Genomic DNA, 13,047 nt, shown 5'->3' on the forward strand with positions numbered 1-13,047 from the left:
CCAATCAGGGACTTTTAGTGTCCCATTGTGCCGCCCAGTCCGAAAGCTCTTTACCTGATACACTTCCGCCAAAGCGTCTGCCGTCTGTCACACTGGCTCCCGGTGCAAGTGCCGCCATATTTTTGCCCGAATCCCCCATCCCGCTTCCGCCGGATGTAGCGAAAGGAATCAGAGTCTTACCGCTGAAATCGTAAGACTCCATGAACGTATCGATAATGGACGGTTCTCTGTACCACCAGATTGGAAAACCGATAAATACCAACTCATACTGTGCCATATCTGCCGCCTTGCTGCGGATTGCCGGACGGCAGTTCCGGTCATTCATTTCGATGGAACTTCTGCTGTTACTGTTCCGCCAGTCAAGGTCCGCAGTGGTGTAAGGTGTCTCTGCCTGAATCTCAAATAAATCCGCTTCGATTTCTTTTGCCAGCTTTTCTGCTAATCTTTTTGTTGTTCCGCTTGCGCTGAAATACGCTACTAATGACTTACTCATAAAAATCCTCCATGTCATGAAATTGACTTATAAAGTTTTATCAACTATAATACCTACAAGTTAAATATACAACCTAAAGTTAGCTTTAAGTCAATGGGTATTTTAATAAATATCAGGGATTGATTCGCTGCAGAAAATTACATTGCAAATATAAACCCATACCTACAGAAAACTGAGCAGGTGCTTATGAGAAATTATGACATTGGCGTGCTCGCGACCTCCCAGGAGTATTTTCATGTCGCAAGCATATTTGCTAAAAAAACACTGTTTTATCTTATATCGGGCGGTGATTATCAATGTGATGACACCTACACTGTCGTAAAGGGGGGCATGCCCGAAAGCTTTTATGTGATGCTGGTCCAGAAAGGGACACTGCACATCGAAATGAACGGCAGAACATATATGGCTCCGCAGGGGACCGTGTTCGTGCTGGACAGTAAGATCGACTGCCATTATTATGCAAAAGCCCGACTCTCCATGCAGTGGATCCAGTTCAGCGGCATTATGGTGCAGAATTTCTTTGATATGCTGTATGAAAATAACGAACAGAACGGACCCGTATTTTACATCGACGACATCATGGCCATGTCCAAAAAATTCAGTTTCATCATGAATATGTTCGCAGCTAACCAGATCAATGAATTTCAGGGCTCCCTCTCTCTGCACGATATCCTGACGACACTGACGCTGCTCAATCCCCTGTCGCAGGAGGACACCAATCTGAGCATGATCGAAGTCGCCCGTTACATTGACAAGTTCTACAGCGAAAATCTGACCGTACAGAATCTTGCCAAGGGCTGCAACCTGTCCGTCTATTATTTTATCCGGGCTTTCCAGCAGGTCCACGGCTGCACTCCTCACCAGTATCTGGCAAGTGTCCGTTTTGACAGTGCAAAACATCTGCTGCTCACCAGCAATCTGAGCGTCGAGAAGATCGGTGAGATCGTCGGTTTCTCCAGCGGCTCCAATTTCGCCCGGGCTTTTAAAAAGGAATTCGGATATTCCCCGACAGAGTTCAGGGATTACACCCCCTCTGCAGCAAGATAAAAGAGGTTCCTGCCTGTCGCCATCTGACAGGCAGAGACCTCCCGCATCGTCTCTTAATTATGGTCTTCCGTTCGGATACATTACCACTTCCAGCGCACTTCCATCCCTCATCGCCTCAAATCCAACGCCAAACTCCTCAAGCGTCAGCCTGTGAGTGATCATATCCTCAAGTTTCATCGGAATGTTTGCAAGCATCTGAATCGTATTATGCCAGGTATAGGTTCCGATATAGCTGCCGTAGACGGTCAGGTCTTTTCTGGTGATCTGGCTCTGGCAGATCTCCTGAGTGGCTGCCATATTCAGTCCAAACAGCAGGATCCTTCCTGAACTTCTCGCAAAGCGGATCGCGTCTTTAATGCAGAACCCTACCGCATCGATCACAACATCGGCACCCAGCCCTTTTGTCGCCTCTTTTACAGCCTCGTCGGCCTCCTGCGGGGAAACCACCACATCTGCTCCCATGTTCCCTGCATACTCTCTGCGGAACTCCGTCGGTTCCACAGAAATCACCTTTCCGGCCCCATTTAATTTCATCAGCTGGATGAAATACAAACCGATGGCCCCTGCGCCGATCACAACCACTGTTTCTCCGGGCATGAGGCGGACTTTATTGGCCCCGCTCATCACGCAGTTCAGCGGTTCCGTGAAAATCGCGGTTTCCAGCGGAATATCTTTATCGATCTGAACAGCCAGGCTGTCCGGAACAACTGCATACTGTGCAAAGAATCCGTCATCGTCAAATCCCAGGCATTTCAGGTGCTCACACATGCTCGCATGACCGGTTCTGCAGAAGTAGCACTGCCCGCAGGGCATATTATTGTCGCATACTACGCGGTCTCCGGGCTGGAAGCTGGTGACGCCCGCTCCCACTTCCAGAACCGTACCCACCATCTCGTGTCCGATCGTGATGCCTGTCTTTGCCGGGTATCCCGGGGGGTTCCTTAAGATCATCATATCAGAACCACAGATGCTGCAAATATCAATCCTGATTAGTATTTCATTGTCTTTTTTAATCTTCGGAACCGGTTTTTCTTCAATTGCAAACTTGCCCTCATCCTTCAGGACAACAGCATTCATTTTTTCCTGCATTTTCAAACCCCTTTCTGTATGAACCACTATATGTATTTGTAAAACCCCGTGTTTTCTTACTATTATAGTAGTTATACAGAAAATTTCAATTTGAATTATTGTCGAAAATCCATTCCAAAATTGCTTATATTGTTTTACACAAAGAGATCCAAATGCATTTCCCATGTAATACAAAGAGCGGGTCTGTCAGGAAATTTCCCGACAGACCCACAAGAGTAAAATATTTAGGAAGTAAAAATAGGATGCCATTATTTCACTGCGGTTCAATACCTCATGGATATCCGACCGCTGTCGCCTGCACATGCCACTCCACGAATGTTCCGTCCTGATCCCGGACCTCCCACTCTTTTCTGTCAATATGAAAATCGGCAGCACCTGCAAACTTTGCTTTTTCTTCCGCGTACTGGTATGCCAGATGATGAGCAAGTTCTTTTGCCCGATCATAGGTCAGTGCACGCAGACGTTCTTTTTCTGTGTATATATAATAAGATTCATTCCATTTATTTCTCCGAAGCAGTACAGCGGATGTCTCGATAATCTGTCCGACTGCAGCGCCCACTGCATTTGCGACACCTGCATGTTCCGGTATATCGCAACGCATGCCAAGTCTGGCGGCCGCATCCCGCAGCCATACGGGTGCCGGTGCACCCGCACCGACCAGTATCCGGATGTTCGCATTTCCAAATACATCCACACTTTCCCGGCAGTATTTGGCCAGTTTTTCCACGATTTTCCCGCGCAGTTTCTGTGCCGCCTGCAATGCGGGAATGCCCGCCCCTGCCGCCGCTTTCTGTGCAAATACCTCGATACCCCGAACAGAGCTGGATGATTCCCACTGTACGTATTCGCCGGTCACATGCAGTATATCTGTCGGTGTCAATCCGGATTTTCCACTGCACATCCCGGCCCTGCAAAGCGGCACCACACGGCGCGGTCCGATTTGTATCGTACCGTTTGGTCTTCTCCTGATCTCACTGTCACCACCAAGCCCGAACGTACAGATCTCCAGTGCCTTTACCCTGGTTCTCCATCCCGCAAGGCAGGTCCCCTCCTCAGAGACTTTGCACTGTCCATTCTGCAGGCAGGCAATGTCCGTCGTAGTGCCGCCCATATCGACAACCAGGCAATCCTGGCAGCCGCTTAAGAACCTGGCCCCGATGACACTTGCCGCGGGTCCGGAGAGGACTGTCTCCACCGGTCTTTCTACGGCATAATCCGCCCGCATCAGGCTTCCGTCGCCGCGCACGATCATCACAGGTGCTCGGATTCCCCGCTCCCTCATCACATCGTAAACGGTTGTGATCAGATTTCTGATAATCGGGATCAGCCTGGCATTCAGCACCGCCGTAACCGTCCGCTCATAAAATCCCAGCGAACCGGAAAGCTCATGTGCACAGACCACCGGAAGATCTAATACCTCGGCAACACGCCGTGCCGCCTGTCTTTCATGCTCCGGATTCCGGATGCTTGCATACCCCGATATAGCCACCGCATCACATGTATGACGGAGTCCGGCAAGCTTATCATCAAGCTCACTCTCATCCAGCGGCCTGCTGATCCCGCCGCGGATGTCCACTCTGGCGGGAAGCTCAGCGGATATATCTGCAGGCACCTCTCCGTCCGGTCTTCCGCCGAGCAGCAGAAGCCCCACCCGGCTGCCTTTTCCCTCTACAATGGCATTGGTCGCCAGGGTAGTGGAGAGGCTTACCATATCGATCTGCTGCCAGGATTCAAAGCCAAGCGCATCCATACAGTTCCTGATCCCAACCGTCAGATCATACTGTGTAGTCAGCGCTTTCGCCGTATGCACTACTGTTCCGGTATCCCGGTCCATGATCACGCCGTCCGTATACGTACCTCCGGTATCAACTCCTAAAATCAGCATAGCCGCTCCTGTCTGACTGTCATGTTATGGTGGTTAATGCATTGTCTGGCCGCCGGAAATATTGACCGCCTGACCAGTCATATACTCTGCATAGTCAGAAGCGAGGAATACCGCAATGTCTGCCACATCCTCCGGTGTCACCCAGCGGCCCAGCGGTATCGCCGCCTGCCATTCTTTCAGGGACTCTTCCGGCTCGATGCCGTCCAGCTCATAGACTGCCTGTGCTTCGCGCAATGTCATCTCACTCATGACGGAGCCGGGACAGAAGCAGTTGACCCGGATCCCCGTATCTTTTAATTCCATTGCCAGGGCGCGGGTAAACCCGATCACGGCTGCCTTTGTTGCGCAGTAGTGTACCTGTTTCGGGATCGCACCTTTTCCCGCCTGGGAAGCCGTATTGATAATACGTCCAAAACCCTGTTTTTTCATCTGCGGGATCACGGCCTGTGAGCACAGGAACACACCTTTACAGTTGACCGCAAAGATAGCGTCCCACCATGCTTCCGGCATCTTTTCAATTTCGCTGACTGTACAGATACCTGCATTATTGTACAGCAGATCTACTTTTCCGTACAGTTCCACTGCTTTATCAATCATCGCCTGTGCATCTTTGGCATCAGTGACATTTACCTGCATCGCACTGGCTGTTCCTCCATTTTTGCGGATGATCTCTGCTGTTTCCTGTGCCTTATCCACTGCCATGTCCGCTACAAGGACTGATGCACCGTGTCCTGCCAGCTGAATACAGATTGCGCGTCCGATACCGGAACCTCCGCCGGTTACAACAGCTGCCTGTCCCGCTAATACTATCTGATTTTTCATATACTATTTCTCCTGTCTGATTATAGGATGTTGTATCGTAACAGTTATATATAATTATCACTTCGTTTCCCTCCCCCCGGCTGGTTGGCAGCCAGCCGGGACTTCTTTCGAGCTAAGGGAATATAGAAGTTTTTAAGAGGGCTTTATTCACGCATACATAGAGAAAACTTTTTCGTAAATCTCAAATGCGTCATCCAGTATATCCAGAGAGCAGTAGTTCAGGAATGTTTTGTTTCCTCCTGCCGTCAGGATACCGTTTGCTGCCAGTGCCATCGCGAAATCTGTCATTCTCGCGGACGCAAACTGACGTTTTGCTGCCTGTTCATCTCTGGAATATTCCGGGAAGGTGGCAACGTGTTTCATGCCTGTCAGGTCGATCTGAAGCACAGATCCTGTACTGGAGATAATCGCCGGAATGTCATATTTATTTGCCAGATCTGTCAGTTTTCTTGTAAATTCAATACCTGCCTGATTCAATTTGTTCGGAATGTCTTCTTTCTGCAGCTTGCAGAGTGTCACGTAACCTGCACAGCAGGAGATCGGGTTGGCTGTCAGCGTACCGCCGACAACAATCTTATTCCCCGCAATATGTGCCACGCCCGCTGTCAGCACGCTCATGATGTCCTCACGGCCGCCGAATCCTCCGGCAGATGCGAACCCTCCCGCGATGACTTTACCAAACACCGTGATATCCGCACGGGTATCAAAGTATTCCTGGGCACCGCCGAGTGCCAGGCGGAATGCTGTCACGACCTCGTCATAGATCAGGATCACATCATATTTGTCACACAGTTCTCTGACACCTTTATGGTATTCGCGGGTTGTTGGGAGAACACCGGAATCCTGACCCATTGCTTCCATGATAAAGCATGCCGTTCCGCCGTTCTTCTCATTTTCTTTGAAGCGGTCTTCCAGCGCGTTCAGGTCATTCACCATAACGGCTGATATATTGCCGAAGCATTCATCCGGAATACCTGCAGCAAATGATGTCTTGGAATCACAGTAACGGATATCATAGATCAGCTGATCGGAAATACCATGGTAACAGCCTTTCAGCTTTACGATATTTTTCTTTCCGGAAAATGCACGCGCCGCACGGATTGCCGCCATACATGCCTCAGATCCGGAGCCCATCATACGGAATTTATCTACGGACGGGAAAAATTCTTTTACTTTCTGTGCCAGTTTATATTCATATTCATGGTAAAGGCCTGTCAGATAACCCGTTGTGTTCAGTGTCTTGATCACAGCATCGTGAACATCCGGATCATTATTTCCAAGTATGGAAGGACCTCCGGCGCCGATAAAGTCGATATATTTGTTGCCGTCGATGTCATAGAGGTAAGCCCCTTCACCTTTCACGCAGTTCAGTGCAAACGGATAGTTGTTGGCAAGATTGTGCTGTACGCCCCCCGGAATTGCGCTTTTTGCTTCCTCAATCGTTCTTTTGGATGCTGCACAGTGGGTATCAAACCACTCCAGACACTCTTTTTCCGCCTCCGGTTTCAGCCTCTTTGTATGTTCCAGTACGTATTTTGCTCTCTCATGTACAGCATCGTAATTAAACGCATCTAAATATTCCATCTTCATAATCGTTCTCCTTTACCTATTGGTTTCGTTCAGTTTTCGGTACATATCTTCCAGACTTTGGTAACTTTCCCGGTAACATTCGTACATCCGGTCATATCTCTTTTGATAACCGCTGCGCGGCATGTACGTTTTACCGCATGTCACTACGTCATCCAGTACAGTAAAATCCCTTGCTTTGCCCAGGCCGACCTCGATACAGGACTGCAGTCCCAGATTCCCGGCGAACCGCGGATTCTCAAGCGGAGTAAACGGCGTGTCCAGAACATCTGCGAGCATCTGAGCAAACACCTCACTCGCCATGCCTCCGCCGATCCCCCGCAGGAAATTCGGATTCCAGCCGTTTCTTTCCCGGTGTATATCACGCATCCAGCGGAGATTAAAGCATACACCCTGCATCACGGCCAGCGCGATATGGCGGCGTTTCGTACTTCTGGTCAGGTTCAGCAGTGAAGCTCTCACTGTCGTGTTGGAGATCGGCGCCGACGCTCCTGCCAGAAAGGGGAGAAACAGTACATTCTCATCTTCCTCCTCAAGAGCCGTCCAAACCTCCTGATTCATCAGTGTATACACGTCCGCTCCCCGTTTCATTTCATCCGTATAAAACGTATTCAGCAGATAGTCGATGCAGCTTCCCCCGGAATCCGTATCATAGAAATGATATCTGAGTCCCGGTACCGGTGACGGCATCCGTCCCGGCAGGGGATCATCCTCCGATGTCGCCGCCGCCAGCCATGCGCTCGTTCCCATATAAATATGCGCATCGCCCGGCCGGATGCATCCGGTCCCCAGCATTGCCGTCGCATGGTCCGAACATCCTCCGAACAGGGGAATCCCCGGGACAAGTCCCAGATCCGCTGCCGCGTTTTGGGTCAGCAGTCCGATCTGTTCCGTCGAGCCTGCGATCCTATCCGGCACCAGCCGGCGCGGAAAGCCAATCAGCTCAAACATATCCTCATCCCAGCATCGTCTCCCGATATCCACCAGGCAGGTCGCCCGGGAACCGGTGAATTCATACGCCCATTCACCCGTCATCCTGTGAAAGAGAAATGCTGAGACATCCAGCATCGCATGTGCGCGCGTGACCGTATCCGGCTTTTTTTCCAGAAACCACAAAAGCTTTGAGATCACATTTTTCCCGCTGAACCGCTTTTCCTTCAGCCGTTCATTGATCTTTTCCGCCTGTGCTTCGGCTCTTCCATCCATCCACATCACACAGTCGGTAAGCGGCCTGCCATCCACATCTGTGAAAATAATTGTGGTCGCCGTCTGTGCGATCGCGATACCTGCAATATCCGCGGGATCCACTTTTGTTTTTTTCAAAAGCTTTTTCGTAGCCTGACACATTGCATTCCAGTGTTCTTCCGGCTTTTGCTCCGCCCATCCAAACTTTGGAAAATAGGTAGCATAAGGAGCATTTTCAATGCCGCATAACTTGAATCCCTGACTGGATAATGCCGCTTTGACGCTGCCGGACCCAAAATCATAGGTCAGATGGTATGTCATAATGTCATCCGCCTTTCTGTACGTTAGATTTCAATCACTATTTTACCTGCCATACCTTTTACCATCAGATCGATACCGTCCAGCAGCTGCTCAAGCGGCAGTCTGTGAGTGATCAGCTTATCGATCGGAATCAGCTTGTTTTCTATTATCCTGATCGCCAGCGGGAAGGTTCCCTTCGTGATATACGTGCCGCGTATCGTAAGTTCCTTTTCTGTGATCGGGTACTGCGGGATTGTCACCTGCGCTGTCTGATTGACGCCGAACACCACGATCTGTCCTCCCTTTCGGGCGATCTGTACAGCGACCGGGAGCATCACGCCGACTGCATCCACCACGATGTCAGCGCCTTCGGGTGCGTATGCTCGAAGTTCTGTCTCAAGATCTCTCTCTTTGGGGTTAACGGTCACATCACATCCCAGCTTCAGGGCCAGATCCCTGCGGTATTCCATCGGCTCGGATACAGTCACGTGCGCACCTGCCGCCTTGTAGAGCATCGCAAAGATCAAACCGATCGGTCCCCCGCCCAGTACAACCACTTCATCACCGGGCTTGGCTTTTACGGTTGTTGTGCCGTTTAACACGCACGCCAGCGGCTCTGTCAGCGCACCGATATAAGAAGGCACCTCGCTGTCGATCACGTAAACCATCCGCTCCTCGATACAGAGATATTCAGCCATTGCACCGTCTATACGGTCTCCGATATGGCGGAAGTTTTCGCAAAGATTAATATGTCCGGTACGGCACGGCTCACATTTTCCGCACCAGATATTCGGGTGAACGACAACCTTGTCCCCAACCTTACAATTTGTCACATCGTCTCCGACTGCCTCGACGATACCGCAGCCCTCATGGCCTACTACGATACCGTCCACGAAGTCAAATGCCGGAGGATTTGCCAGTGCCCGCACATCCGTACCGCAGATGCTCACCGCCTCAATGCGGATCAGGACTTCATCCGGTCTTGTGATCTCAGGTTTCGGCACCTGAACGACGGGACATCTCTCCTGTCCGACTCCGTTTTTATTAAATTTCGTTCCACGCATCATTTCCATCATAACAGCCCTCCCTGTTCCACAATGTCACGGTGATGTCCGCTTGTTCCGAACAGGCGCAGTTTCTTCTTCGCTACCTCCTTCACCTGTTCACGGGCATACGCCGAACATACTCTTGGTTCTTTTTCACCTTTATTAAACATTTCCTTCATAGCGCCGGACCACGCATACTTCAGTTCCGTTCCCACATTGATCTTGCTGATTCCGCAGGAGATCGCCTCGCGGATCATCTCATCCGGTGTTCCGGAACCGCCGTGCAGTACCAGCGGCACATCCACAGCTGCCCTGATCTCCCTGATACGCTCAAAGTTGATCTTCGGCGGCTTCGTGTAGACCCCGTGCGCCGTCCCGACTGCCGGAGCCAGAGAACATACTCCCGTCTCTTCAACCATACGCACACAGTCTTCTACTCTGGCGGTCTCGTCACCGTCATCCATCTGGTCATCATCCACTCCGACCCGGAAGATTCTTCCCAGTTCCGCTTCTGTATAGATTCCGGCTGATTTCGCCACCTTTACCACTGATTTTGTCAGCGCAATGTTTTCATCCAGAGGCAGTGCCGATCCGTCCACCATCACAGAAGTATAGTCACTGCCGATGCAGCGCATGATCAGCTCATAGTCCGTCGCATGGTCCAGATGCAGGTATGCACACGTCCTGCTCTGTGCAATCGCCTCCAGACTCGCCTTTGCCAGAACCTCATGGTGCAGGAATGGAACGTATGCACTGTACGGCTGTACAATCACAGGTGCATCCTCCTCCTCGGCTGCTTCCAGTACGGCAAACAGCACATCCAGGTTATAATAGTTAAATGCCGGTACCGCGTATCCTTTTTTCTGTGCATCCGCCATCATTACTTTAGGTGAAGCCAACATTTTCCACACACTCCTTCTCTATCGGCTGTGATTGCTGATCAGCACAACCGTTGTTTTTATGTCATTGTCTCCCTGTATTCCCATGTCACAGAGCATCGGCCCGACTTCTGTCGGCTCCGCATCTCCCGGCAAGATGGTATTCAATTTTCCGCCCATGAAAAAGATGTATTCTCTTCCCCTCTCACGGGCAAGCTCGAGCAGCTGTTTTCCGTAATCCAGTGCCTGACCGTTATGGCAGCTGACGCCCACGTATGGTGTCCCGTCTTCATCCGCGGCATCCAGCAGATCAATCGGATCCATATCCACTCCGATGTTGATCGTAACAGCCCCCATCTCACGCAGCACTCCGTCTACCAGCTGCAGACCGTACGCATGCGCGTCTCCTGATGCGATTACAATCTTTTTCCCGGCAAGGCTTCCGGCAAGTCCTTCTTCCTTCAGCTCCTGTATGATCTCATCACGCATCTCATTCGTCTGACGTCCGAGGACTGTGGGATAAAAAGGAATGACTTCTTCATTCTGACCGTTTACCGTAGAGGAATGAAATGCCTTTTCCAGTTTCTGCGGTGCGAATTTTTTCAGCAGCAGCAGCATTTCCAGCGGATCTTCCGTATCAATGCCAGCCTCTTTGAACGCCGACATGGCATTGTGGAAATATGTCTTCGCCTCCTTCACCATCACATCCTTCATCTCGATGATCGGTGTCCAGTCGATCAGCGGCATCCACTCATCCGCTTTTTCTTCCACGCGCTTGCCGCAGCTGTAGATATCCAGCAGCTCCTGCAGCGTCGGCACGGCAATCTTTTCCGTGATCGACACCGGGTTAATAGCAAGCGCCATGTGGAACTTTTTCTCAGCACAGATTTCCAGCAGCATCTCCTGCGCCGCAAACCCGTAGTTGCCGTGGATGTCATGATCCCACTGCATATTGGTGGATCCGTTGATATAGGTGAGCACCGGCTGTTCCTCCGTGCTCATCAGCTCATGCAGTGCCAGTGCCACGGCGATTCTTGTGTTCCCCTCGCTCAGAAGTCCGCCGAAAGAGATCACGTATCTCGCACCGCACAGTTTCGTACAGATATAATGCTCAAGCAGCGCATAGCCCACGTACGAAGCACAATCCATGAAATACCCGGGGAAGCTGTCGTCCAGATATGTCTCCACCGCAAACATATCATCCCGTTTGCTTGCCATGATCCCGAGGGAAGTGACCATATCCGAATAGCGCTTCACATCGTCGGTGAATCCCGGGTAGTCCCACAGGAACTGTCCGAAAGAACCGACCCGGACCGCCCCTGCTTTCAGTGCATTTACCGTCGTCTCGATAGAATTCGGGCAAACCAGATGGTGGTCGTTCAGGCTGATATCGATCGGTGCCGCATTCCTGAGTGCCATCCAGTCCTCCAGGCTCTCCAGCATAAAACTTGTGGTCTTGGGAGCATTTTCCCTGTATTCTTTCGGCAGGGCCACATTTCCGCTTGGGATGTGCAGCATGGATCCAAGCTTAAATCCGGTCCGCTCCTGGAATTCATAAATCTGTTTAACAGCATCTACCTCGTCCGCAAGCGTCGCAAGTCCCATCAGCAGACACCAGTAGATCCTGCCTTCCCGCTGACACGCCTTTTTAAATTCCATATGATTCGCATAGCCCTCATACCAGGTGAGCGGTGCCTCAAAACTGTTTCCAATCTCGATTCCTTTTTTCACCAGCTCACGTCCGTCCGCGTGAGGAGCCGGCTTTAACCCGCGGATATATTCTAACGTTGCCACGTCCATTCCTTCACACCCCTTTTCGTATCATTCGAATAAATCAGTCGCCCTGAGGTAACGAACCTCACCGTGAATCGCACGGATGGCATTTTCCCGCGTCGTGTGCGGCTCCAGGGTACACATGCCCTGATATCCGTCCTGTGCGAGCCTGTGTACCAGACCGTCAATATTTACAACACCGTCCTTGGCTTCACAGTAGTAGATCGTCCCCGGCTCACACGTCATCGCCCCGCCGAACCATTTCGTATCCGGGCAGAAACCGCCCGGCCGGTAAAGTCTTCCGTTCTTGATATGTACGTATGCGATATGCTTCTGCAGCAGTTCGTATGCATAAGGAAATGCCTCGCAGGATGCATGGTAGTAGTTTGTCGCATCGAAATTTGTCTTAAAGTTCGGGGAATCAAAGGATTCGACGATCTTCAGCATATTTTCCGGTGTCCGGCTGGCATCTCCGGCTTCATTTTCCAGTGCCAGGATGACACCGAGTTCTTCTGCTCGTTTTACCGCCGCATCGAAGTACTGGTGCAGCCGTTCGATCTCCGGTGTGAGTCCCGGCTGAATCTTATCGGAATAATGATTCACGACCTTTGCCCCAAAAAATGCCGCTGCCTCCACTGTCGTCACCAGTTCCTGTGAAAATAATTCCGGATCACTTGTCATCTGCGTATCCAGCCCGAGCCCGGAGGAGAGAGCACCCACGGTCATCCCCGCAGCCTCGACCTGTTCTTTTGCCTTTCTCAGGTTTTTATCCGAGAAGGCATAGAAGTTCACACTTTCTTTCCCGTTCGGCTCCAGATTCGAGCCCCAAAGTTCCAGATGGCGGATCCCGAAGTCTTTTGCCAGCGGTATCAGCACATCCAGCGTCTCACCGGGAAATGTATTTGTATTCAGACCAATTTTCATCATATCTGTTGCCTCCCG

The 13,047-nt window shown here is 51.0% G+C and carries 11 protein-coding genes; 1 reads left to right on the plus strand and 10 read right to left on the minus strand.

What is annotated here, in order from left to right; all coding sequences use genetic code 11:
• Nucleotides 1–4: 4 nt before the first annotated feature.
• Nucleotides 5–493: a flavodoxin gene (locus NQ502_RS08285; protein WP_028529901.1), complete on the minus strand. Its 489-nt coding sequence runs from the start codon at nucleotides 491–493 to the stop codon at nucleotides 5–7.
• Nucleotides 494–679: 186 nt separating this feature from the next.
• Here NQ502_RS08285 and NQ502_RS08290 point away from each other — a divergent pair, with 186 nt between their 5' ends.
• On the plus strand, nucleotides 680–1,540 hold the full coding sequence (locus NQ502_RS08290; protein WP_028529902.1) for a helix-turn-helix domain-containing protein: 861 nt from the start codon (nucleotides 680–682) through the stop codon (nucleotides 1,538–1,540).
• Between the two features lie 57 nt (nucleotides 1,541–1,597).
• Here the strand turns inward: NQ502_RS08290 and NQ502_RS08295 are convergent, their stop codons facing one another.
• The 9 genes from NQ502_RS08295 to NQ502_RS08335 all read right to left on the minus strand — a co-directional run bounded on the left by NQ502_RS08295 (nucleotide 1,598) and on the right by NQ502_RS08335 (nucleotide 13,032).
• On the minus strand, nucleotides 1,598–2,629 hold the full coding sequence (locus NQ502_RS08295) for an alcohol dehydrogenase catalytic domain-containing protein (RefSeq protein ID WP_028529903.1): 1,032 nt from the start codon (nucleotides 2,627–2,629) through the stop codon (nucleotides 1,598–1,600).
• Nucleotides 2,630–2,900: 271 nt separating this feature from the next.
• On the minus strand, nucleotides 2,901–4,514 hold the full coding sequence (locus NQ502_RS08300; RefSeq protein WP_049898412.1) for a hydantoinase/oxoprolinase family protein: 1,614 nt from the start codon (nucleotides 4,512–4,514) through the stop codon (nucleotides 2,901–2,903).
• 33 nt (nucleotides 4,515–4,547) lie between these two features.
• Nucleotides 4,548–5,336: an SDR family NAD(P)-dependent oxidoreductase gene (locus tag NQ502_RS08305; RefSeq protein WP_028529904.1), complete on the minus strand. Its 789-nt coding sequence runs from the start codon at nucleotides 5,334–5,336 to the stop codon at nucleotides 4,548–4,550.
• A gap of 147 nt (nucleotides 5,337–5,483) precedes the next feature.
• Entirely contained in the window at nucleotides 5,484–6,926 is a 1,443-nt protein-coding gene (locus tag NQ502_RS08310; RefSeq protein ID WP_044983546.1) for an aspartate aminotransferase family protein, read from the minus strand.
• Nucleotides 6,927–6,938: 12 nt separating this feature from the next.
• Nucleotides 6,939–8,429 (minus strand): xylulokinase, encoded by a 1,491-nt coding sequence (locus NQ502_RS08315; RefSeq protein ID WP_028529906.1) that lies wholly within the window; start codon nucleotides 8,427–8,429, stop codon nucleotides 6,939–6,941.
• A 23-nt stretch (nucleotides 8,430–8,452) separates the two neighbouring features.
• The gene (locus NQ502_RS08320) at nucleotides 8,453–9,484 is read right to left on the minus strand and encodes an alcohol dehydrogenase catalytic domain-containing protein (protein ID WP_049898414.1); all 1,032 of its coding nucleotides are present in this window, start codon (nucleotides 9,482–9,484) and stop codon (nucleotides 8,453–8,455) included.
• On the minus strand, nucleotides 9,481–10,356 hold the full coding sequence (locus tag NQ502_RS08325) for a class II fructose-bisphosphate aldolase (protein WP_044983547.1): 876 nt from the start codon (nucleotides 10,354–10,356) through the stop codon (nucleotides 9,481–9,483). The genes NQ502_RS08320 and NQ502_RS08325 overlap by 4 nt, the downstream gene beginning before the upstream one ends.
• Before the next feature lie 18 nt (nucleotides 10,357–10,374).
• Nucleotides 10,375–12,126: a cobalamin-dependent protein gene (locus NQ502_RS08330; RefSeq protein WP_169579932.1), complete on the minus strand. Its 1,752-nt coding sequence runs from the start codon at nucleotides 12,124–12,126 to the stop codon at nucleotides 10,375–10,377.
• A gap of 27 nt (nucleotides 12,127–12,153) precedes the next feature.
• Nucleotides 12,154–13,032: a sugar phosphate isomerase/epimerase family protein gene (locus NQ502_RS08335; protein WP_049898416.1), complete on the minus strand. Its 879-nt coding sequence runs from the start codon at nucleotides 13,030–13,032 to the stop codon at nucleotides 12,154–12,156.
• Between the last annotated feature and the right edge of the window lie 15 nt (nucleotides 13,033–13,047).

It is taken from the genome of Ruminococcus gauvreauii, from assembly GCF_025151995.1.
Classification (GTDB): Bacteria; Bacillota; Clostridia; order Lachnospirales; family Lachnospiraceae; genus Ruminococcus_G; species Ruminococcus_G gauvreauii.

What these genes read in the sequence shown, in the direction of transcription:
- NQ502_RS08305 (WP_028529904.1), bottom strand. Translation starts at nt 5,336, where the DNA reads ATGAAAAATCAGATAGTATTAGCGGGACAGGCAGCTGTTGTAACCGGC.
- NQ502_RS08315 (WP_028529906.1), bottom strand. Translation starts at nt 8,429, where the DNA reads ATGACATACCATCTGACCTATGATTTTGGGTCCGGCAGCGTCAAAGCG.
- NQ502_RS08290 (WP_028529902.1), top strand. Translation starts at nt 680, where the DNA reads ATGAGAAATTATGACATTGGCGTGCTCGCGACCTCCCAGGAGTATTTT.
- NQ502_RS08300 (WP_049898412.1), bottom strand. Translation starts at nt 4,514, where the DNA reads ATGCTGATTTTAGGAGTTGATACCGGAGGTACGTATACGGACGGCGTG.
- NQ502_RS08285 (WP_028529901.1), bottom strand. Translation starts at nt 493, where the DNA reads ATGAGTAAGTCATTAGTAGCGTATTTCAGCGCAAGCGGAACAACAAAA.
- NQ502_RS08310 (WP_044983546.1), bottom strand. Translation starts at nt 6,926, where the DNA reads ATGAAGATGGAATATTTAGATGCGTTTAATTACGATGCTGTACATGAG.
- NQ502_RS08295 (WP_028529903.1), bottom strand. Translation starts at nt 2,629, where the DNA reads ATGCAGGAAAAAATGAATGCTGTTGTCCTGAAGGATGAGGGCAAGTTT.
- NQ502_RS08320 (WP_049898414.1), bottom strand. Translation starts at nt 9,484, where the DNA reads ATGATGGAAATGATGCGTGGAACGAAATTTAATAAAAACGGAGTCGGA.
- NQ502_RS08335 (WP_049898416.1), bottom strand. Translation starts at nt 13,032, where the DNA reads ATGATGAAAATTGGTCTGAATACAAATACATTTCCCGGTGAGACGCTG.
- NQ502_RS08325 (WP_044983547.1), bottom strand. Translation starts at nt 10,356, where the DNA reads ATGTTGGCTTCACCTAAAGTAATGATGGCGGATGCACAGAAAAAAGGA.